Raw genomic sequence first — 22,027 nt, forward strand, 5'->3', positions numbered from 1 at the left:
ACATGGCGATCACTAAGCGCGAAAAAGCAATCAAGGCCGCCGTCGTTCCGGGCAAGGCTTACTCCTTCGACGAAGCCGTCAAGATCGTCAAGACCGCCACCAAGGCCAAGTTCGTCGAGTCCGTCGACGTCGCCGTCCGCCTGGGCGTGGACGCGAAGAAGTCCGACCAGCAGGTGCGCGGTTCGACCGTGCTGCCGGCCGGTACCGGCAAGTCGGTGCGCGTGGCGGTGTTCGCCCCGGCCGGCGCCAAGGCCGACGAAGCCCTCGCCGCTGGCGCGGAAGCCGTCGGCATGGACGACCTGGCCGAGAAGATGCAGGCCGGCGATCTGAACTACGACGTCGTCATCGCCACTCCGGACGCCATGCGCGTCGTCGGTAAGCTGGGCCAGGTGCTCGGCCCGCGCGGCCTGATGCCGAACCCGAAGGTCGGCACCGTCTCGGCCAATCCGGCCGAAGCGGTCAAGAACGCCAAGGGCGGCCAGGTGCGTTACCGCACCGACAAGGCCGGCATCATCCACTGCACCATCGGCAAGGCCTCGTTCGAAGACGGCTCGCTGAAGGACAACCTGCAGGCGCTGCTGCTGGACCTGATCAAGGCCAAGCCGGCGACCGCCAAGGGTCAATACCTGCAGAAGATCTCGATCAGCTCGACCATGGGTCCGGGCGTGATCGTCGATCAGGCGTCCTTGTCGCTCAAGTAATCGAATAAGCAGGAGTGAGTGAAGAGAAGTGAGGAGTGAGAGCGGAAAGCCTAGTCGCTCTGACTCGTTTCTCGCTTCTCCCAACTCGTTCCTAGCATTTTGAGGGCATCGCAAAGGGCGAAAACCCCGCGCGATAGCCGTCAAAGACCGCAGGCGCGGTCAGCGCGTACCGACGACGGGCACGGAAGCTCGATACGGCAAGGAGTCGCCGTCGGTGCAAGCGAGATCGCTTAATTCGGACTCTTCGGAGCCCGGGCCCGCGCAGATGGTGCCGCCCCGACTGAATTCAGTAATGAATCTTCAGGAAAGGCCACCACCCGGGACGCCTTCGGCGTCCCCGGCGCCAAGGACGGTCGCCGCCCAGGACCGCAAGCGGCAGGAGCCGTAAGCGGAGTTAATTGGCCGAGGTTGGATATTCGGGATTAGAGATTAGTAAAGCTAAGGCGAAAGCCGCTTTGCGAATCCCGACTCCCAAATCTCGAATCCCGGCTTTTGGAGGAGTGCAATGGCTCTTAATCTGTCTCAGAAGCAAGAAGTAGTCGCCGAACTGGCAGAAGTCGCTGCGAAGGCTCACTCCTTGATTGCGGCCGAGTACGCTGGCCTCACGGTTGCTCAACTGACCGCGATGCGCAAGAAGGCTCGTGAAACCGGTGTGTACTTGCGCGTTGTCAAGAACACCCTGGCTTCCCGTGCCGTGGCCGGTACCGAATACGAGTGCGTCCAGGACAAGCTCGTCGGTCCGCTGCTGTATGCGTTCTCGACCGAAGAACCCGGCGCCGCCGGTCGTCTGATCAAGGAATTCGCCAAGGGCAACGACAAGCTGAAGGCTCAGGTCGTCGCGATGGGTGGTCAGCTGTATCCGGCCAGCCACGTCGACGTCCTCGCCTCGCTGCCGACTCTCGACCAGGCCCTGGCCATGCTGGCCCGCGTCCTGTCCGAACCCGCCAGCATGTTCGCCCGCGCCGTCAAGGCCGTGGCCGACCAGCAGGGCGGCGGCGAAGTCGCTGTCGAAGCGCCGGCCGAAGCGGAACCGGCGTAATCGCCGCCCCGCACACGCGACCGCTTCACTGAATCCGATTCGTAAGATCAATATTTCCTGAGGTTATTCAAATGTCCCTTTCCAACGAACAAATCGTCGAAGCCATCGCCGAAAAGACCCTGATGGAAGTCATGGAACTCGTCCGCGCGATCGAAGAGAAGTTCGGCGTTTCCGCCGCTGCTCCGGTTGCCGCCGGCGTTGCCGTTGCTGACGCCGCTCCGGTCGAAGAGCAGACCGAGTTCAACGTCATCCTGAAGTCCGCCGGCGAGAAGAAGGTCGAAGTGATTAAGGCCGTCCGCGCCATCACCGGCCTGGGTCTGAAGGAAGCCAAGGACCTGGTCGAAGGCGCTCCGCAGACGGTCAAGGAAGCGGTCAACAAGGCCGACTCCGAGAAGTTCAAGAAGGATCTCGAAGCCGCTGGTGCGACTGTCGAAGTCAAGTAAGCCGTACTTGCGTCGCCGTTTTTATTTGGCGACCACTGAAGGCTGGGGACGAAAGTCCCCGGCCTTTGGCCGTTCCACGGGAGTCGGGAATCGAGAATTGGGAATCGTAAGAGCGGCTGTCGCTTCTACCGATTCCTAATTCTCGATTCCCGATTCCCGGCCCCAACGAGTTGGCAGTCGGAAGTAGCGGGAGAAGGCGTGCTGGTGCCGGCAATACCAGCGACTTCCCACTGGCAATTTTGTTTTCGCATTAGTCCCCTGAACCGCGGACGCGCGGCTCGCCCGGAAAGACTCGCTGTCAGGCGACTTTCCCGGCCCATTAGCTAAATCGAGGCGGTAGCTCACCATGACCACAGCTTCCACGACGCAACAGTATTCGTTCACCGAAAAGAAGCGCATCCGCAAGGACTTCGGCAAGCGCAAGTCCATCCTCGAAGTGCCGTTCCTGCTCGCGATCCAGGTCGATTCCTATCGCGAATTCCTGCAGGAACACACCGATCCGGCCAAGCGCGCCGATCGCGGCCTGCACGCCGCGCTCAAGTCGGTGTTCCCGATCTCCAGCTACAGCGGCAACGCCGCTCTCGAATACGTCGGCTACAAGCTCGGCGATCCGGTATTCGATGAGCGCGAGTGCCGCAACCGCGGCCTGTCCTACGGCGCCCCGCTGCGCGTGACCGTGCGCCTGGTGATCTACGACCGCGAGTCGTCGACCAAGGCGATCAAGTACGTGAAGGAGCAAGAGGTCTACATGGGCGAGATTCCGCTCATGACCGGCAACGGCACCTTCATCGTCAACGGCACCGAGCGCGTCATCGTTTCGCAGCTGCATCGCTCGCCGGGCGTGTTCTTCGATCACGACCGCGGCAAGACCCACAGCTCGGGCAAGCTGCTGTACAGCGCCCGCATCATTCCGTATCGCGGCTCGTGGCTCGACTTCGAGTACGACCCGAAGGACGCCCTGTTCACCCGTATCGACCGCCGCCGCAAGCTGCCGGTCACCGTGCTGCTGCGCGCGCTGGGCTACAACAACACCGAGATGCTCTCGGAGTTCTTCGAGATCAACACCTTCCACATCATGTCCGAGGGCGTGCAGTGGGAGCTGGTGTCCGAGCGTCTGCGTGGTGAAACCCTGGACTTCGATCTGGCCGACGGCGACAAGGTCATCGTCGAAGCCGGCAAGCGCATCACCGCGCGCCACGTCAAGCAGATGGAACAGTCCGGCATCGCCGCGCTGGCCGTGCCGGATGCGTACCTGGTCGGCCGCATCCTGTCGCACGACGTGGTCGACACCAAGTCGGGCGAGCTGCTGGCTTCGGCCAACGACGAGATCAGCGAAGAGCAGCTGGCCGCGTTCCGCAAGGCCGGCATCGAGCAGGTCGGCACGATCTGGGTCAACGACCTCGATCGCGGTCCCTACATCTCCAACACCCTGCGCATCGATCCGTCCAAGACTCAGCTCGAAGCGCTGGTCGAGATCTACCGCATGATGCGTCCGGGCGAGCCGCCGACCAAGGACGCCGCGCAGAACCTGTTCCACAACCTGTTCTTCACCTTCGAGCGCTACGACCTGTCGGGCGTGGGCCGGATGAAGTTCAACCGCCGGATTGGCCGCAAGGAAACCGTCGGCGCCTCGGTGCTGTACGACGCGAAGTACTTCTCCGAGCGTAAGGACGAGGAATCGGTGCGCCTGCGCAACGAACTCGGCCAGACCTCGGACATCCTCGACGTCATCCGCACCCTGACCGAGATCCGCAACGGCCGCGGCGTGGTCGACGATATCGATCACCTGGGCAACCGTCGCGTGCGTTCGGTCGGCGAAATGGCCGAGAACACCTTCCGCGTCGGCCTGGTCCGCGTCGAGCGCGCGGTGAAAGAGCGCCTGTCGATGGCCGAGTCTGAAGGCCTCACGCCTCAGGAGCTCATCAACGCCAAACCTGTAGCCGCCGCGATCAAGGAGTTCTTCGGCTCCTCGCAGCTGTCGCAGTTCATGGATCAGAACAACCCGCTGTCGGAAGTCACGCACAAGCGTCGCGTGTCGGCCCTCGGCCCGGGCGGTCTGACCCGCGAGCGCGCCGGCTTCGAAGTGCGCGACGTGCACCCGACCCATTACGGCCGCGTGTGCACCATCGAAACGCCTGAAGGCCCGAACATCGGCCTGATCAACTCGCTCGCCGTGTTCGCCCGCACCAACAAGTACGGCTTCCTCGAGACGCCGTACCGCAAGGTCGTGGACGGCAAGGTCACCGACGACGTCGAGTTCCTGTCGGCGATCGAAGAGAACGAGTACGTCATCGCCCAGGCCAACGCGCCGCAGGACGACAAGGGCATGATCACCGCCCAGTTCGTCGCCTGCCGCTTCCAGGGCGAAACCCTGCTCAAGCCGCCGTCCGAGATCCACTTCATGGACGTCTCGCCGATGCAGACCGTGTCGGTCGCGGCCGCGCTGGTTCCGTTCCTGGAGCACGATGACGCGAACCGCGCGCTGATGGGCGCGAACATGCAGCGTCAGGCCGTTCCGACCCTCAAGGCGCAGAAGCCGCTGGTCGGCACCGGCATCGAGCGCGCCGTGGCGCGCGACTCGGGCGTGACGGTGAATGCGCTGCGCGGCGGCACGATCGAACAGATCGACGCGGCCCGCATCGTGGTCAAGGTCAACGAGAGCGAGATCTCCGGCGTCACCGATGCCGGCGTCGACATCTACAACCTGATCAAGTACACGCGTTCGAACCAGAACACCTGTATCAACCAGAGCCCGCTGGTCAAGGTCGGCGACGTGATCGCCCGCGGCGACGTGCTGGCCGACGGCCCCTCGACCGATATCGGCGAGCTCGCGCTCGGCCAGAACATGCTGGTCGCGTTCATGCCGTGGAACGGCTACAACTTCGAAGACTCGATCCTGCTCTCCGAGCGCGTGGTCGAAGAGGATCGTTACACCACGATCCACATCGAAGAGCTGACCTGCGTCGCGCGCGACACCAAGCTGGGACCGGAGGAAATCTCCGCCGACATCCCGAACGTCTCCGAGCAGGCCTTGAACCGCCTCGACGAGTCGGGCGTGGTGTACATCGGCGCGGAAGTGCGCGCCGGCGACATCCTGGTCGGCAAGGTCACGCCGAAGGGCGAGTCGCAGCTGACTCCGGAAGAGAAGCTGCTGCGCGCGATCTTCGGCGAGAAGGCTTCGGACGTTAAGGACAGCTCGCTGCGCGTGCCCCCGGGCATGGACGGCACCGTCATCGACGTGCAGGTCTTCACCCGCGACGGCATCGAGAAGGACAAGCGCGCCCGTCAGATCGAAGAGTCGGAAATCCGCCGGGTCAAGAAGGACTTCGACGACCAGTTCCGCATCCTCGAAGCGGCCATCTACGATCGTCTGCGTTCGCAGCTGATCGGCAAGGTCGCCAACGGCGGCGCCGGCCTGAAGAAGGGCGACACGGTCACCAGCCTGGTGCTCGACGGCCTCAAGCGCACCGATTGGTTCACCCTGCGCATGAAGGACGAGGAAGCGATCGAGGCGATCGAGCGCGCGCAGAAGCAGATCGACGTCCACCAGAAGGAATTCGATCGTCGCTTCGCCGACAAGCGCGGCAAGATCACCCAGGGCGACGACCTCGCGCCGGGCGTGCTGAAGATGGTCAAGGTGTTCCTCGCCGTTAAGCGCCGCATCCAGCCGGGCGACAAGATGGCCGGCCGTCACGGCAACAAGGGCGTCGTGTCGACCATCGTGCCGGTCGAGGACATGCCGTACGCGGCCGACGGTCAGACCGTCGACATCGTGCTGAACCCGCTGGGCGTGCCGTCGCGCATGAACATCGGCCAGATCCTCGAAGTGCATCTGGGCTGGGCCGCCAAGGGCCTGGGCCAGAAGATCCAGCGCATGCTGGAAGCGCAGCAGAAGATCGCCGAACTGCGCAAGTTCCTCGACGACATCTACAACCATGACCAGAAGCTGCACGGTCAGCGCGTCGACCTGAAACAGTTCTCCGATGAGGAGCTGCTGACGCTCGCGCACAACCTGACCGACGGCGTGCCGATGGCGACGCCGGTGTTCGACGGCGCGGCCGAAGTCGAGATCAAGCGCATGCTCGAGCTGGCGGACCTGCCGCTCAGCGGCCAGACGATCCTGCACGACGGCCGTACCGGCGAAGCGTTCGAGCGTCCGGTCACGATCGGCTACATGCACATGCTCAAGCTGAACCACCTGGTCGACGACAAGATGCACGCGCGTTCGACCGGTCCGTACTCGCTCGTCACCCAGCAGCCGCTGGGCGGCAAGGCGCAGTTCGGCGGTCAGCGTTTCGGCGAAATGGAAGTCTGGGCGCTGGAAGCCTACGGCGCGGCCTACACCCTGCAGGAAATGCTGACGGTGAAGTCCGACGACGTGCAGGGCCGCAACCAGATGTACAAGAACATCGTCGACGGCGAGTACGAGATGGTCGCCGGCATGCCGGAGTCGTTCAACGTGCTGGTCAAGGAAATCCGCTCGCTGGCGATCAACATGGAGCTGGAAGAGAACTGAGAAGCGGTGATTGGGGATTCGGGATTCGGGATTGGTAAAGGCGAACGCCGACCGTCCCGATCCTCCGGATCCCCGCTTTAACGAATCTCAAATCTCTCATCCCGAATCCCGGAGTCAAAAATGAAAGACTTGCTCAATCTCTTCAACCAGCAGCGTCCCGCGCTGGACTTCGACGCGATCAAGATCGCGCTGGCCTCGCCGGACCTGATCCGTTCGTGGTCGTTCGGCGAAGTGAAGAAGCCCGAAACCATCAACTACCGTACCTTCAAGCCCGAACGCGACGGCCTGTTCTGCGCCGCGATCTTCGGACCGATCAAGGACTACGAGTGCCTGTGCGGCAAGTACAAGCGCATGAAGCACCGTGGCGTGGTCTGCGAGAAGTGCGGCACCGAAGTCACCCTGGCCAAGGTGCGCCGCGAGCGCATGGGCCACATCGACCTGGCCTCGCCGGTCGCGCACATCTGGTTCCTCAAGTCGCTGCCCTCGCGCATCGGCCTGATGCTGGACATGACCCTGCGCGACATCGAGCGGATCCTGTACTTCGAAGCCTATGTCGTGACCGAGCCGGGCCTGACCCCGATGGAACGCGGCAACCTGCTGACCGAAGAGCAGTACCTGACCGCGCGCCAGGAACACGGCGACGACTTCGAAGCCGCGATGGGCGCCGAGGCGGTCTACGACCTGCTGCGCACCATCGACCTGCAGGCCGAAATGCTGCAGTTGAAGGAAGACATCGCGTCGACCGGTTCGGAGACCAAGCTCAAGCGCCTCACCAAGCGCATCAAGCTGGTCGAAGCCTTCCTCGAGTCGGGCAACCGCCCCGAGTGGATGGTCATGACCGTGCTGCCGGTGCTGCCGCCGGACCTGCGTCCGTTGGTCCCGCTGGACGGCGGCCGCTTCGCGACCTCCGACTTGAACGACCTGTACCGCCGCGTCATCAACCGCAACAACCGTCTGCGTCGTCTGCTTGAGCTCAATGCGCCCGACATCATCGTGCGCAACGAAAAGCGCATGCTGCAGGAATCGGTCGACGCCCTGATGGACAACGGCCGTCGCGGCCGCGCCATCACCGGCACCAACAAGCGCCCGCTCAAGTCGCTCGCCGACATGATCAAGGGCAAGCAGGGCCGGTTCCGTCAGAACCTGCTCGGCAAGCGCGTGGACTACTCGGGCCGTTCGGTCATCGTGGTCGGCCCGACCCTGCGTCTGCACGAGTGCGGCCTGCCGAAGAAGATGGCGCTGGAACTGTTCAAGCCCTTCATCTTCGCCAAGCTGCAGCGTCGCGGTCTCGCCACCACGATCAAGGCCGCCAAGAAGCTGGTCGAGCGTGAGGAGGCCGAGGTGTGGGACATCCTCGAAGAGGTGATCCGCGAGCATCCGGTGCTGTTGAACCGTGCGCCGACCCTGCACCGTCTGGGCATCCAGGCGTTCGAGCCGGTGTTGATCGAAGGCAAGGCCATCCAGCTGCACCCGCTGGTCTGCACCGCGTTCAACGCCGACTTCGACGGTGACCAGATGGCCGTCCACGTGCCGCTCTCGCTGGAAGCCCAGCTGGAAGCGCGCGCGCTGATGATGGCGTCGAACAACATCCTGTCGCCGGCCAACGGCGAGCCGATCATCGTGCCGTCGCAGGACGTCGTGCTGGGTCTGTACTACATGACCCGCGCCCTGGAGAACAAGGCGGGCGAGGGCATGGTGTTCGCCAACGTCGCCGAAGTGAAGCGCGCTTACGACAACCGCGTCGTGCAGATCCACGCCAAGGTCAAGGTCCGCATCAGCGAGATCGTGATCAACGAGGACGGCACCCGCGAGCCCAAGACCTCGATCGTCGACACCACCGTCGGCCGCGCGCTGCTGCGCGAGATCCTGCCCGACGGCCTGCCGTACGCGTTGGCCAATACCGAGCTGACCAAGAAGAACATCAGCCGTTTGATCAACTCGTGCTACCGCATGCTCGGCCTGAAGGACACCGTCGTGTTCGCCGACCGCCTGATGTACACCGGCTTCGCTTACGCGACCCGCGCCGGCGTCTCGATCGGCATCGACGACATGATCATCCCGGGCGAGAAGAAGGGCATCCTGGCCGAAGCCGAGACTGAAGTGCTGGAAATCCAGCAGCAGTACCAGTCCGGTCTGGTCACCGCCGGCGAGCGCTACAACAAGGTCGTCGACATCTGGTCGCGCACGAACGAGCGCGTTGCCAAGGCGATGATGGACGCGATCGGCACCGACACCGTCGAGAATGCCGAAGGCAAGCGCGTTCCGCAGAAGTCCATGAACTCGATTTACATCATGGCCGACTCCGGCGCGCGTGGTTCGCAGGCGCAGATCCGTCAGCTGGCCGGTATGCGCGGCCTGATGGCGCGTCCCGACGGCTCGATCATCGAAACGCCGATCACCGCGAACTTCCGCGAAGGCCTGAACGTTCTTCAGTACTTCATCTCGACCCACGGTGCGCGTAAGGGCTTGGCCGATACCGCGTTGAAGACCGCCAACTCCGGTTACCTGACCCGTCGTCTCGTCGACGTGGCCCAGGACGTGGTGATCACCGAAGACGATTGCGGCACGCTCGAAGGTCTGATGATGACCCCGATCGTCGAAGGCGGCGACGTGGTCGAACCGCTGCGCGATCGCGTGCTGGGTCGCGTCGTGGCCGAGGACGTGTTCCTGCCGGGCAACGATGAAGATCCGATCGTCACCCGCAACACCCTGCTCGACGAAGCCTGGGTCGCGAAGCTTGAAGAAGCCAGCGTCCAGTCGATCAAGGTCCGCTCGACGATCACCTGCACCAGCAGCTTCGGCGTGTGCGCCAACTGCTACGGTCGCGACCTCGGCCGCGGTCACTTGGTCAACCACGGCGAAGCGGTCGGCGTCGTCGCCGCGCAGTCGATCGGCGAACCCGGCACCCAGCTGACCATGCGTACCTTCCACATCGGTGGTGCGGCGTCGCGAGCTGCGGCGATCGACAACGTCACGGTCAAGACCACCGGTTCGATCAAGTTCAACAACCTCAAGCACGTCGCGCACGCCAACGGCCATCTGGTCGCGGTCTCGCGTTCGGGCGAACTGTCGGTGCTCGACCCGCACGGCCGCGAGCGCGAGCGCTACAAGCTGCCGTACGGCGCGACCGTCGCGGTCAAGGACGGCGCCGAGATCAAGGCCGGCCAGACCGTCGCCAACTGGGATCCGCATAACCACCCGATCGTTTCGGAAGTCGCCGGTTTCATTCGCTTCATCGACTTCGTCGATGGCGTGACCGTGATCGAGAAGACCGACGAACTGACCGGCCTGGCGTCGCGCGAAATCACCGACCCGAAGCGTCGCGGTTCGCAGGGCAAGGATCTGCGTCCGATCGTGCGCATCGTCGACAAGAACGGCAAGGATCTGACGATCCCGAACACCGATCTGCCGGCGCAGTACCTGCTGCCGCCGCGCTCGATCGTCAACCTGCAGGACGGCGCCGCGGTCGGCGTGGGCGACGTGGTCGCCAAGATCCCGCAGGAAGCGTCGAAGACCCGCGACATCACCGGTGGTCTGCCGCGCGTCGCCGACTTGTTCGAAGCGCGCAAGCCGAAGGACCCGGCGATCCTCGCCGAAGTCTCCGGCATCGTCAGCTTCGGCAAGGACACCAAGGGCAAGCAGCGCCTGATCATCAAGCAGGCCGACGGTGACGAGCACGAAGAGCTGATCCCGAAGTACCGCCAGATCATCGTGTTCGAAGGCGAGCACGTGGAGAAGGGCGAGACCGTGGTGGACGGCGAGCCGAGCCCGCAGGACATCCTGCGCCTGCTCGGCGTGGAGCCCCTGGCCGTGTACCTGACCAAGGAAATCCAGGACGTCTACCGCCTGCAGGGCGTGAAGATCAACGACAAGCACATCGAAGTGATCGTCCGTCAGATGCTGCGCAAGGTCGAAATCACCGACCACGGCGACAGCAAGTTCCTGCACGGCGAGCAGATCGAGCGTCAGCGCTTCGTCGAAGAGAACGCGCGTCTGCTGGCCCGTAACGAGATCCCGGCCAAGTACGATCCGGTCCTGCTGGGCATCACCAAGGCCTCGCTGGCGACGGAATCCTTCATCTCGGCGGCTTCCTTCCAGGAAACCACCCGCGTGCTGACCGAGGCCGCCGTGCGCGGTACCCGCGATGGCCTGCGCGGCCTGAAGGAGAACGTGATCGTCGGTCGTCTGATCCCGGCCGGTACCGGTCTGGCGTATCACACCCAGCGTCGCAAGAACGCCTCGGGTCTGACCGATCAGGAAATGGAAGCGCTGTCGGGTCCGGTCACCGCCGCCCCGGTCGAAGCCCCGGCTGCGGCTGCGGTCGAGTCGATTGCCGGCGACGACAACGCCTAAGCCTGCGCGGTAAGCAGCGATACGAAGACAAGGCGGGCAGCGATGCCCGCCTTGTTTTTGTCCGGGATCCGGCGACGACCGGCCCCGTGGTTCGGGGATGGCCGAAAGGGCTGGCAAATCCCGAAAAATATGCTATCGTCGCCAGTCGGATGGGCCCGCATGGGCCGAATCCCAGATCACGAAATTAGGCGCATGGAGCGCCTAGTGTTCGGCCCAGGGCAGGGCGGGATCAATCGAATGGGTATCGAAGTCGGCGCCGCAAAGCGCTGATTCTGCTTGTTCGTGTCGCCTGCGTTGACGGAGACGTTCAGCGCGGGCTATACTTTTTCGTCTCGGCAGGTCGGGTGTATTCGGCGTGCCGTTTGTTTCTCACGAAGCGGCCGCCCGGCCCCTCTCAATACAAGAGTTCTAGATGGCAACCATCAATCAGCTCGTCCGCAAGCCGCGGCAGGCGACCACCTACAAGAGCGCCTCGCCGGCGCTCGCGAACTGCCCGCAGCGTCGCGGCGTTTGCACCCGCGTGTACACCACGACCCCGAAGAAGCCGAACTCGGCGCTGCGTAAGGTCGCCAAGGTGCGCCTGACCAACGGTTACGAAGTCATTTCGTACATCGGTGGCGAAGGCCACAACCTGCAGGAGCACTCGGTCGTGCTGATCCGCGGCGGTCGCGTCAAGGACCTGCCGGGCGTGCGCTACCACACCGTGCGCGGCTCGCTCGATGCCGCCGGTGTCGCCAAGCGTCGCCAGAGCCGTTCCAAGTACGGCGCCAAGCGTCCGAAGTCCTAAGCGCGTCGCTTGCCCGGCGCGCGCCGTCCGGCGCCGCCACCCGCCAGCACGACTGTCAAGAATCACGAATATAGGTACGCACCATGTCGCGTAAAGGCTCCACCCCTCAGCGTTCGGTCCTGCCCGATCCCAAGCACGGCAGCGAGACGATCGCGCGCTTCATCAATATGGTCATGCAGAGCGGCAAGAAGTCCGTCGCCGAGAAGATCGTGTACGGCGCAATGGACGTCATCGGCGAAAAGAGCCCCAACGCTCTCGAGCTGGTCGAGAAGGCGCTGACCAACGTGTCGCCGTCGGTCGAAGTGAAGTCGCGTCGCGTCGGCGGCGCCACCTACCAGGTGCCGGTCGAAGTGCGCACCTCGCGCCGCATGGCCCTGGCGATGCGCTGGTTGATCGAATCCGCGCGTAAGCGTGGCGAGAGCTCGATGCCGCGCAAGCTGGCCGCCGAACTGCTCGATGCCTCGGAAAACCGCGGCGCGGCGATCAAGAAGCGCGAAGAAACCCACCGCATGGCGGAAGCGAACCGCGCGTTCGCTCACTACCGCTGGTGATCGCAGACCCTGGCGACAGGGTCTTCGCAACATCCGCATGAGATGTTGCCGCGGCGGCGAAATGGCCGCCTAGCGAACCGGAGGCCGCCCACGAGGCGGCGTCCGGCCATCTGGAATTCGAAAACTTATTACGAGAGGGTCCCGTGGCTCGCACCACTCCCATCGAGCGTTACCGCAACTTCGGCATCATGGCTCACATCGATGCCGGCAAGACCACCACGTCCGAGCGCATCCTGTTCTACACCGGCGTCAGCCACAAGATCGGCGAAGTGCACGAAGGTGCCGCGACGATGGACTGGATGGAGCAGGAGCAGGAACGCGGCATCACCATCACTTCCGCCGCGACCACCGCGTTCTGGAAGGGCATGGACAAGTCGCTGCCCGAACACCGCTTCAACATCATCGACACCCCCGGACACGTCGACTTCACCATCGAAGTGGAGCGCTCGCTGCGCGTCCTCGACGGCGCGGTGTTCGTGCTGTGCGCCGTCGGTGGCGTCCAGCCGCAGTCGGAGACCGTGTGGCGTCAGGCCAACAAGTACTCCGTGCCGCGCATGGCCTTCGTCAACAAGATGGACCGCACCGGCGCCAACTTCGACAAGGTCGTTGAGCAGCTCAAGGCCCGTCTGGGCGCCTACGCCGTGCCGATGCAGGTGCCGATCGGCGCCGAAGAAGGCTTCGAGGGCGTGGTCGACCTGCTCAAGATGAAGGCGATCCATTGGGACGTCGCGTCGCAGGGCACCAAGTTCGAGTACCGCGACATTCCGGCCGACCTGCAGTCGCAGGCCGAAACCGCTCGCGCGTTCATGGTCGAAGCCGCGGCGGAAGCCACGGAAGAGCTCATGGACAAGTACCTCAACGAGGGCGAGCTGACCGAGGAAGAGATCATCGCCGGTCTGCGCGCGCGCACCCTGCGCGTCGAGATCGTCCCGGTGTTCTGCGGCTCGGCGTTCAAGAACAAGGGCGTTCAGGCCATGCTCGACGGCGTGATCAACCTGCTGCCGTCGCCGTCCGATCGTCCGCCGGTTCCCGGCATCGACGAAGACGACAAGGAAGACAGCCGCAAGGCGTCCGACACCGAGCCGTTCTCGGCGCTGGCGTTCAAGATCATGACCGACCCGTTCGTGGGTTCGCTGACCTTCTTCCGCGTCTACTCGGGCGTGCTCAATTCGGGCGACCAGGTGTACAACCCGGTCAAGTCGAAGAAAGAGCGCGTGGGCCGCATCCTGCAGATGCACGCCAACCAGCGCGACGAAATCAAGGAAGTCCGCGCCGGCGACATCGCCGCGGCGGTCGGCCTGAAGGACGTGACCACCGGCGACACGCTGTGCGCGCAGGATCACATCATCACCCTGGAACGCATGATCTTCCCGGAGCCCGTCATCTCGATGGCGGTCGAACCCAAGACCAAGTCGGACCAGGAAAAGATGGGTATCGCTCTGGGCCGCCTGGCGCAGGAAGATCCTTCGTTCCGCGTGCGCACCGACGAAGAATCGGGCCAGACCATCATCGCCGGCATGGGCGAGCTGCACCTGGACATCCTCGTCGACCGCATGAAGCGCGAGTTCAACGTCGAAGCCAACGTCGGCAAGCCGCAGGTGGCGTACCGCGAGACCATCCGCAAGTCGGACGTCAAGTCGGATTACAAGCACGCCAAGCAGTCCGGCGGTAAGGGTCAGTACGGTCACGTCGTGATCGAGCTGTCGCCGATGAACGAGAAGGACCGCGCCAACGAGGACGTCGAGAACGATTTCCTGTTCGTCAACGACATCACCGGCGGCGTGATTCCGAAGGAATTCATCCCGGCGATCGAGAAGGGCCTGCGCGAAACCATCACCAGCGGTCCGCTGGCCGGCTTCCCGGTCGTGGGCGTCAAGGTCAAGCTGGTGTTCGGCTCGTACCACGACGTCGACTCCTCGGAAATGGCGTTCAAGCTCGCCGCGTCGATGGCGTTCAAGGAAGGTTTCCGCAAGGCCGATCCGGTCCTGCTGGAGCCGATGATGAAAGTCGAAGTCGTGACGCCGGAAGATTACGTCGGCGACGTGATGGGCGACTTGAGTCGCCGTCGCGGCCTGTTGCAGGGCCAGGACGACACGCCGTCGGGCAAGACCATCAACGCGATGGTGCCGCTGGGCGAGATGTTCGGTTACGCGACGACCATTCGTTCGCTGACCCAGGGCCGTGCCACCTTCACGATGGAATTCGATCACTACGCCGAGGCGCCGAACAACATCGCCGAGACCGTGATCAAGAAGGGCGGCTGATAGACGGGATTCGGGAGTGGGGATTCGGGATTCGCAACACGGATTCCACCTGCTCCCGGACCTCGCTTCGGACCTGATCGAGCACGACAAATTAGTAAGGGATTGGGCGGCCGTTGATCGCCAATCCCCAATCCCGATTCACGAATCACAGAACATTTGAGAGAGATATCATGGCTAAGGGTAAATTCGAGCGCACCAAGCCGCACGTCAACGTCGGCACCATCGGTCACGTCGACCATGGCAAGACCACGCTGACCGCCGCGCTGACCAAGGTGGGCGCCGAGCGTTTTGGTGGCGAGTTCAAGGCGTACGACGCGATCGACGCGGCGCCGGAAGAGAAGGCGCGCGGCATCACGATCTCGACGGCGCACGTGGAATACGAATCGGCTTCGCGTCACTACGCGCACGTCGATTGCCCGGGCCACGCCGACTACGTGAAGAACATGATCACCGGCGCTGCGCAGATGGACGGCGCGATTCTGGTGTGCTCGGCCGCTGACGGCCCGATGCCGCAGACCCGCGAGCACATCCTGCTGTCGCGTCAGGTCGGCGTGCCGTACATCGTCGTGTTCCTGAACAAGGCCGACATGGTGGACGACGCCGAGCTGCTCGAGCTGGTCGAGATGGAAGTGCGCGAGCTGCTGACCAAGTACGACTTCCCGGGCGACGACACCCCGATCATCCACGGTTCGGCGCGTCTTGCGCTGGAAGGCGATCAGAGCGAAATCGGCGTGCCGTCGATCCTGCGTCTGGTCGAGGCGCTGGACACCTTCATTCCGCAGCCGGAGCGTGACGTCGACAAGCCGTTCCTGATGCCGGTGGAAGACGTGTTCTCGATCTCGGGCCGCGGCACCGTGGTGACCGGCCGTATCGAGCGCGGCATCATCAAGGTCGGCGACGAAATCGAAATCGTCGGTATCCGCGCGACCCAGAAGACGACGGTCACCGGCGTGGAAATGTTCCGCAAGCTGCTGGACCAGGGTCAGGCGGGCGACAACGCCGGTCTGCTGCTGCGCGGCACCAAGCGTGACGACGTGGAGCGCGGCCAGGTGCTGTGCAAGCCGGGCTCGATCAAGCCGCACACCGACTTCGAAGCCGAAGTGTATGTGCTGTCGAAGGACGAAGGCGGCCGTCACACCCCGTTCTTCAAGGGCTACCGTCCGCAGTTCTACTTCCGCACCACCGACATCACCGGCGCTTGCGAGCTGCCGGAAGGCGTCGAGATGGTGATGCCGGGCGACAACGTGAAGATGGTGGTCACGCTGATCAACCCGGTGGCGATGGACGAAGGCCTGCGCTTCGCGATCCGCGAAGGCGGCCGCACCGTCGGTGCCGGCGTGGTGGCGAAGATCATCAAGTGACGAATCGGCCCGTGCGCGCGTAAGCGCGCACGGCTTTGCCGATTCGTCATCCCCGCGAAAGCGGGGGTCCAGAGACGAGGTCGTAGCTCCGAAGTCCGGTTCCATCCCTCGTCAAAGGCTCGATGCTTCAAAGCGGCAATCCCCGGATAGCCGCCAGTTCCAAGAAATCCGCGACGGCCCAGCCGTCGCCGGTTTTCCCAACCGCAGCCCGCGGCCGCGGTTGGGAAAACCGGTAGTCAAACCCCGCCCGGATGGACAGGGCGGGGGTGTTTCTGCGACCCAGGGCCGAGTGCTTGCACTCTTCTCTCGGGTGCATGTAGAATGCGCGACCACCGTGCCACCCCTGTTCACGCCGGGGCGGCGCAACCAGCGAAATGAGGAGCAGGATGCCCCTCGTATTCGCCAGACAGGGACATGTCGCACGGCAGCGCTCCATACGTTCTGGGCCCGCAAGGGCATCCAAAGAACGCTGATGGAGCCCTTCCTGCGTTCTATTCCGTCTGGGCGGACCGGGTGACCGGGCCGCCTTAGCTTTTCCAGGCAGGGAAGCTCCGGGGCGAGGGTGTTGTCCTGGAGTGTTTGCATTTCGTGGGGCCGGCGCACCCAGAAGCCGTCCCGTCGCTCTTTCAACCAAGGAATTCCGTCATGGCGGACCAAAAGATCCGGATTCGGCTGAAGGCGTACGATCATCGTTTGATCGACCGTTCGGCCAGCGAGATCGTCGAGACGGCTAAGCGGACCGGCGCGCAAGTGCGCGGCCCGATCCCGCTGCCGACCAAGATCGAGCGTTACACCATCCTGGTGTCCCCGCACGTCGACAAAGACGCGCGTGACCAGTACGAAACCCGCACGCACAAGCGTGTGCTCGATATCGTCGACCCGAACGACAAGACCGTGGACGCGCTGATGAAGCTCGAACTCGCGGCTGGCGTCGACGTGCAGATCAAGCTGACCTGAGGCCACCACTATGACCGCGAAGAAATATTCGTTGGGCATCGTCGGTCGCAAGGCCGGCATGAGCCGCTTCTTCACTGAAGACGGCAAATCGGTTCCGGTGACCCTGATCGAGGCGACCCCGAACCGCATTACCCAGATCAAGACCACGGACACCGACGGCTACAGCGCCGTGCAGGTGACCGTCGGCGTGCGCCGCGCGGCGCTCGTCAACAAGCCCGAAGCCGGACACCTCGCCAAGGCGAAGGTCGAAGCCGGTCGCGGCTTGTGGGAACTGCGCGTGGAAGACGACAAGATCGGCGCGTTCGAAGTCGGCGGCGAGATCAAGGCCGACATCTTCGAAGTGGGCCAGATCGTCGACGTCCAGGGCATCACCAAGGGCAAGGGCTTCCAGGGCACGATCAAGCGCTGGAACTTCAAGATGGGCGACGCGACCCACGGTAACTCGCTGTCGCATCGTTCGCCGGGTTCTATCGGCCAGCGTCAGACGCCGGGCCGCGTGTTTCCGGGCAAGAAGATGTCCGGTCACATGGGTTTCGTTCAGCAGAGCACGCAGGGCCTGGAAGTGGTCAAGGTCGACGCCGAGCGCGGCCTGATCGCGATCAAGGGCGCCGTGCCGGGCGCTCCGGGCGGTGACGTGATCGTCCGCCCGTCGAGCAAGGGAGCATAACGATGGAACTTGCCATCAACGGTAGCGACAAGAAGCTGTCGGTTTCCGACGCCATCTTCGATCGCGAATTCAGCGAAGACCTGATTCACCAGGTGGTCGTGGCCTACCGCAACGCGGGCCGCGCCGGCACCAAGGCGCAGAAGACGCGTTCGGAAGTCAACGGCACCACCAAGAAGTCGAAGAAGCAGAAGGGCGGCGGTGCGCGTCATGGCGCGCTGACGGCTCCGATCTTCGTCGGCGGCGGCGTGACCTTCGCGGCCAAGCCGCGCAGCTTCGCCCAGAAGGTGAACCGCAAGATGTACCGCGCGGCGATCGCGTCGATCCTGTCGGAACTCAACCGCCAGGGCCGCATCACCGTCGTCGAAAAGCTCGACATCGACTCGCCGAAGACCTCGGGCATGATCTCCATGCTGAAGTCGCTCGACATGGGCCGTCGTCCGCTGCTCGTCACCGAGGAAGCATCCGAGAATCTGTACCTCTCGGCGCGCAACCTGCCTTACGTGGAAGTCCGCGACGTGCAGGGACTCGATCCGGTCGCCCTCGTCGGCGCCGATTCGATCGTGTTCACCGCCGATGCGGTCAAGAAGATCGAGGAGTGGCTGGCATGAACGACGCCAAGCTTTACAGCATCATCCGCGCGCCGCGCGTGTCCGAAAAGACCGCCCGTCTGCAGGAAGTCTCCAACCAATACGTCTTCGAAGTCGCGACGGACGCTACCAAGGCCGACATCAAGGTCGCCGTGGAAAAGCTGTTCGACGTCAAGGTCGAGGCTGTCAATGTGGTCAACGTGAAGGGCAAGAACAAAGCCTTCAAGTTCCGCATGGGCCGTCGCGCCGACTGGCGCAAGGCGTACGTGAAGCTGGCCGAAGGCCAGTCGATCGACGTGATGGCCAAGGCCTGAGGAAAGATCCATGGCATTGATGACATTCAAGCCCACGTCCGCCGGCCGCCGCAACGCGGTTCGCGTCGTGACCCCGGGCCTGCACAAGGGCGCGCCGCACGCGGCGTTGGTCGAAAAGCAGAGCAAGAGCGGCGGTCGTAACCACCACGGCCGCATCACCACCCGTCACATCGGCGGTGGCCACAAGCAGCATTACCGCATCATCGACTTCAAGCGCGACAAGGTCGGCATTCCGGCCCGCGTCGAGCGGATCGAATACGATCCCAACCGCACCGCGCACATCGCGCTGCTGTGCTACGTCGATGGCGAGCGTCGTTACATCATCGCCCCCAAGGGCCTGAAGGACGGCGATCAGGTGATCGCTGGCCGTGACGCCCCGATCCGCGTCGGCAACACGCTGCCGCTGAGCAACATCCCGGTCGGCTCCACGGTGCATTGCATCGAGATGAAGCCGGGCAAGGGCGCTCAGCTCGCCCGCGCCGCCGGCGCCGGCGTCCAGCTGGTCGCTCGCGAACAGGGTTACGCCACGCTGCGTCTTCGCTCCGGCGAAATGCGCAAGGTGCCGGTCGACTGCTGCGCGACCATCGGCGAAGTCGGCAACGACGAGCACAGCCTCGAGAAGCTCGGCAAGGCCGGCGCCAAGCGCTGGCGCGGTATCAAGCCGACCGTCCGCGGCGCCGCCATGAACCCCGTCGACCACCCGCACGGTGGTGGTGAGGCGAAGGCTGGCCAGGGCAACCCGCATCCGGTCACCCCCTGGGGTGTTCCGACCAAGGGTTACAAGACGCGCAAGAACAAGCGCACCACGCAATTCATCGTGCGCGATCGCAGGGGTTAATCGGCCATGGCACGTTCTCTCAAAAAAGGTCCGTTCGTCGACCACCATCTCATCAAGAAGGTGGAGACCGCGGGCAACAACAAGAAGCCGATCAAGACCTGGTCGCGCCGCTCGATGGTGCTGCCGGAAATGGTGGGCTTCACCATCGCCGTGCACAACGGCAAAAACCACATCCCGGTGCTGGTCAACGAAAACATGGTTGGCCACAAGCTTGGCGAATTCGCTCTGACCCGTACGTTCAAGGGTCACGGCGGCGACAAGAAGTCGGGTAAGTAAGGAGATGACCATGGAAGCGAAAGCCATCCTGCGCACCGCGCGCATCTCCCCGCAGAAGGCCCGCCTGGTCGCCGACCAAGTGCGCGGTCTGTCGGCCGAGCGCGCCGTCAACCTGCTGAAGTTCTCGGACAAGAAGGCAGCTGCACTGATCCGCAAGGTCGTGGAGTCCGCCATCGCCAACGCCGAGAACAATCAGGGCGCTGACATCGACGAGCTCAAGGTCACGACCATCATGGTGGACGAGGGTCCCGCACTGAAGCGCTTTATGGCTCGTGCGAAAGGCCGCGGCACCCGCATCCTCAAGCGCACCAGCCACATCACTGTGGTTGTGGGCGCCGGCAAGTAAGGCGGAGTCAGACAATGGGTCATAAAGTTCATCCGACCGGAATCCGCCTTGGTATCTCCAAGGACTGGAATTCCAAGTGGTTTGCCGGCAAGAAGCAGTATGCCGAGTACCTCGCCGCCGACCTCAAGGTCCGCGAGATGCTCCGCAAGAAGCTTGCTCAAGCGGGTATTTCCAAGATCTTCATCGAACGTCCGGCGAACAACGCCCGCGTGACGATCCACACCGCCCGTCCGGGCGTGGTGATCGGCAAGCGCGGCGAGGACATCGAGAAGCTGCGTAAGGAAGTCAGCACCCTGATGGGCGTTCCGGCGCACATCAACGTGACCGAGGTCCGCAAGCCGGAACTCGACGCGCAGCTGGTCGCCGAGTCCATCGCGCAGCAGCTCGAGCGCCGCATCATGTTCCGCCGCGCGATGAAGCGCGCGGTCGGCAACGCGATGCGCCTGGGTGCCCTGGGCATCAAGGTCAACGTCGCCGGCCGCCTCAACGGCGCCGAAATCGCGCGTTCGGAGTGGTACCGCGAAGGTCGCGTGCCGCTGCACACGCTGCGCGCCGACATCGACTACGGCTTCGCTGAAGCCAAGACGACGTACGGCATCATCGGCATCAAGGTATGGGTCTACAAGGGCGAAATCTTCGATTTCTCCCAGGTCGGCCAAGAGAAGCAGGACGATTCGCCGCGCAGCGATCGTGGTGACCGCGGCGATCGCGGTGATCGTAACGACCGCCCGGGCCGTCCTGCCCGCGAACAGAGGTAATCCATCATGTTGCAACCCAAGCGAACCAAGTACCGCAAGGTGCACAAGGGCCGCAATGATGGCCTGAGCTGGAGCGGCAATGCCGTTAGCTTCGGCGAATACGGCCTCAAGGCGACCGCGCACGGTCAGCTGACCGCGCGCCAGATCGAAGCGGCCCGCCGCTCGATCAGCCGCTACGTCAAGCGCGGCGGCAAGATGTGGATCCGCGTGTTCCCGGACAAGCCGATCACCAAGAAGCCGATCGAAGTCCGAATGGGCTCCGGTAAGGGCAACGTCGAGTACTGGGTCGCCCAGATCCAGCCCGGTCGCATGATTTACGAGATCGAAGGCGTGGCCGAAGACGTGGCGCGTGAAGCGTTCCGCCTGGCCGCCGCCAAGCTCTCGGTGACCACCACTTTCGTTACCCGGACGGTGCGCTAATGGAACTCAAGCAACTGCGCCAGAAGTCGGCGGACGAGCTCAAGGCCCACCTGGTCGACCTGCACAAGGAGAGCTTCGCTCTGCGCATGCAGAAGGCCACCGGTCAGCTCGCAAAGACCCATGAAGCCCGCCGTGTGAAGCGCGAGATTGCTCGCGTGAACATGCTGCTGGGCGAGAAGAAGTAAGGACCCGCCATGACCGACAACAATACAGACAAGGCGCTGCGCACGGTTGAAGGCCGGGTCGTCAGCAACAAGATGGACAAGACCGTCACCGTGCTCGTCGAGCGCCAGGTCAAGCACGCGCTGTACGGCAAGTACATCCGTCGCTCGACCAAGCTCCACGCCCACGACGCCGAAAACGCCTGCAAGGAAGGCGATATCGTGCGGGTGAAGGAAATTGCTCCGATGTCCAAGACCAAGAACTGGAGCGTGGTTGAAATCGTCAGCCGCGCGGCCATTTAAGAGGAGGCTGAACCATGATCCAGATGCAAAGCTACCTCGGCGTGGCCGACAACTCCGGTGCTAAGGAAGTGATGTGCATCAAGGTGCTCGGCGGCTCCAAGCGCCGTTACGCGCACATTGGCGACATCATCAAGGTCACCGTGAAAGACGCGATCCCGCGTGGCAAGGTCAAGAAGGGCGACGTCTATGACGCCGTCGTGGTTCGCACCCGCAAGGGTGTGCGCCGTCCGGACGGCTCGCTGATCCGCTTCGATGGCAACGCCGCGGTGTTGCTCAACAACAAGCATGAGCCGATCGGCACCCGTATCTTCGGACCCGTGACTCGCGAGCTTCGCTCGGAGAAGTTCATGAAGATCGTCTCGCTCGCGCCTGAAGTGCTCTGAGC

21 protein-coding genes are annotated in these 22,027 nt (G+C 63.6%); all 21 read left to right on the forward strand.

Features of this window, described 5'->3' with window-relative positions:
• Positions 1–2: 2 nt before the first annotated feature.
• The 21 genes from rplA to rplN all read left to right on the forward strand — a co-directional run bounded on the left by rplA (position 3) and on the right by rplN (position 22,025).
• Positions 3–701, forward strand: coding sequence for a 50S ribosomal protein L1 (gene rplA / locus AC3A4T_RS22820; protein ID WP_036115420.1), 699 nt, complete (start codon positions 3–5; stop codon positions 699–701).
• Positions 702–1,206: 505 nt separating this feature from the next.
• The gene (gene rplJ / locus AC3A4T_RS22825; protein WP_487677494.1) at positions 1,207–1,740 is read left to right on the forward strand and encodes a 50S ribosomal protein L10; all 534 of its coding nucleotides are present in this window, start codon (positions 1,207–1,209) and stop codon (positions 1,738–1,740) included.
• A 71-nt stretch (positions 1,741–1,811) separates the two neighbouring features.
• The gene (gene rplL, locus AC3A4T_RS22830) at positions 1,812–2,183 is read left to right on the forward strand and encodes a 50S ribosomal protein L7/L12 (protein WP_487677495.1); all 372 of its coding nucleotides are present in this window, start codon (positions 1,812–1,814) and stop codon (positions 2,181–2,183) included.
• A gap of 346 nt (positions 2,184–2,529) precedes the next feature.
• A complete protein-coding gene (gene rpoB / locus AC3A4T_RS22835) occupies positions 2,530–6,699 on the forward strand; it encodes a DNA-directed RNA polymerase subunit beta (RefSeq protein WP_487677496.1) in 4,170 nt (1,389 codons plus the stop codon).
• Between the two features lie 120 nt (positions 6,700–6,819).
• Positions 6,820–11,052: a DNA-directed RNA polymerase subunit beta' gene (gene rpoC, locus AC3A4T_RS22840; RefSeq protein WP_487677497.1), complete on the forward strand. Its 4,233-nt coding sequence runs from the start codon at positions 6,820–6,822 to the stop codon at positions 11,050–11,052.
• A gap of 412 nt (positions 11,053–11,464) precedes the next feature.
• Positions 11,465–11,839, forward strand: a complete 375-nt coding sequence (gene rpsL / locus AC3A4T_RS22845; RefSeq protein WP_036115437.1) for a 30S ribosomal protein S12 — start codon at positions 11,465–11,467, stop codon at positions 11,837–11,839.
• A gap of 83 nt (positions 11,840–11,922) precedes the next feature.
• Positions 11,923–12,390: a 30S ribosomal protein S7 gene (gene rpsG, locus AC3A4T_RS22850; RefSeq protein ID WP_036115439.1), complete on the forward strand. Its 468-nt coding sequence runs from the start codon at positions 11,923–11,925 to the stop codon at positions 12,388–12,390.
• 143 nt (positions 12,391–12,533) lie between these two features.
• The gene (fusA, locus tag AC3A4T_RS22855) at positions 12,534–14,654 is read left to right on the forward strand and encodes an elongation factor G (RefSeq protein ID WP_487677498.1); all 2,121 of its coding nucleotides are present in this window, start codon (positions 12,534–12,536) and stop codon (positions 14,652–14,654) included.
• Between the two features lie 170 nt (positions 14,655–14,824).
• On the forward strand, positions 14,825–16,015 hold the full coding sequence (gene tuf, locus AC3A4T_RS22860; protein ID WP_046657641.1) for an elongation factor Tu: 1,191 nt from the start codon (positions 14,825–14,827) through the stop codon (positions 16,013–16,015).
• Between the two features lie 645 nt (positions 16,016–16,660).
• Positions 16,661–16,972 carry a 30S ribosomal protein S10 gene (gene rpsJ, locus AC3A4T_RS22865; protein ID WP_027070119.1) on the forward strand — a complete coding sequence of 104 codons (312 nt, stop codon included), beginning with the start codon at positions 16,661–16,663 and terminating at the stop codon, positions 16,970–16,972.
• A 10-nt stretch (positions 16,973–16,982) separates the two neighbouring features.
• Complete coding sequence (gene rplC, locus AC3A4T_RS22870; protein ID WP_036111814.1) at positions 16,983–17,639, forward strand: 50S ribosomal protein L3; 657 nt, start codon at positions 16,983–16,985, stop codon at positions 17,637–17,639.
• A 2-nt stretch (positions 17,640–17,641) separates the two neighbouring features.
• Entirely contained in the window at positions 17,642–18,247 is a 606-nt protein-coding gene (gene rplD, locus AC3A4T_RS22875) for a 50S ribosomal protein L4 (protein WP_036111811.1), read from the forward strand.
• Positions 18,244–18,540 (forward strand): 50S ribosomal protein L23, encoded by a 297-nt coding sequence (gene rplW / locus AC3A4T_RS22880; RefSeq protein WP_036111808.1) that lies wholly within the window; start codon positions 18,244–18,246, stop codon positions 18,538–18,540. Before rplD ends, rplW begins: the two co-directional genes overlap by 4 nt.
• 10 nt (positions 18,541–18,550) lie before the next feature.
• On the forward strand, positions 18,551–19,378 hold the full coding sequence (rplB, locus tag AC3A4T_RS22885; RefSeq protein WP_036111804.1) for a 50S ribosomal protein L2: 828 nt from the start codon (positions 18,551–18,553) through the stop codon (positions 19,376–19,378).
• 6 nt (positions 19,379–19,384) lie between these two features.
• Complete coding sequence (gene rpsS / locus AC3A4T_RS22890; protein WP_031373832.1) at positions 19,385–19,654, forward strand: 30S ribosomal protein S19; 270 nt, start codon at positions 19,385–19,387, stop codon at positions 19,652–19,654.
• A gap of 10 nt (positions 19,655–19,664) precedes the next feature.
• Positions 19,665–20,000, forward strand: a complete 336-nt coding sequence (rplV, locus tag AC3A4T_RS22895; protein ID WP_036111801.1) for a 50S ribosomal protein L22 — start codon at positions 19,665–19,667, stop codon at positions 19,998–20,000.
• A 14-nt stretch (positions 20,001–20,014) separates the two neighbouring features.
• Positions 20,015–20,758, forward strand: a complete 744-nt coding sequence (gene rpsC / locus AC3A4T_RS22900) for a 30S ribosomal protein S3 (RefSeq protein ID WP_036111800.1) — start codon at positions 20,015–20,017, stop codon at positions 20,756–20,758.
• A gap of 6 nt (positions 20,759–20,764) precedes the next feature.
• A complete protein-coding gene (gene rplP / locus AC3A4T_RS22905; RefSeq protein ID WP_036111797.1) occupies positions 20,765–21,178 on the forward strand; it encodes a 50S ribosomal protein L16 in 414 nt (137 codons plus the stop codon).
• Complete coding sequence (rpmC, locus tag AC3A4T_RS22910; RefSeq protein ID WP_036111794.1) at positions 21,178–21,363, forward strand: 50S ribosomal protein L29; 186 nt, start codon at positions 21,178–21,180, stop codon at positions 21,361–21,363. Before rplP ends, rpmC begins: the two co-directional genes overlap by 1 nt.
• Before the next feature lie 9 nt (positions 21,364–21,372).
• Positions 21,373–21,642: a 30S ribosomal protein S17 gene (gene rpsQ, locus AC3A4T_RS22915; protein WP_056110760.1), complete on the forward strand. Its 270-nt coding sequence runs from the start codon at positions 21,373–21,375 to the stop codon at positions 21,640–21,642.
• A 14-nt stretch (positions 21,643–21,656) separates the two neighbouring features.
• On the forward strand, positions 21,657–22,025 hold the full coding sequence (gene rplN / locus AC3A4T_RS22920; protein ID WP_031373826.1) for a 50S ribosomal protein L14: 369 nt from the start codon (positions 21,657–21,659) through the stop codon (positions 22,023–22,025).
• Positions 22,026–22,027 lie beyond the last annotated feature (2 nt).

Source organism: Lysobacter sp. Soil_N_51 (assembly GCF_057655755.1).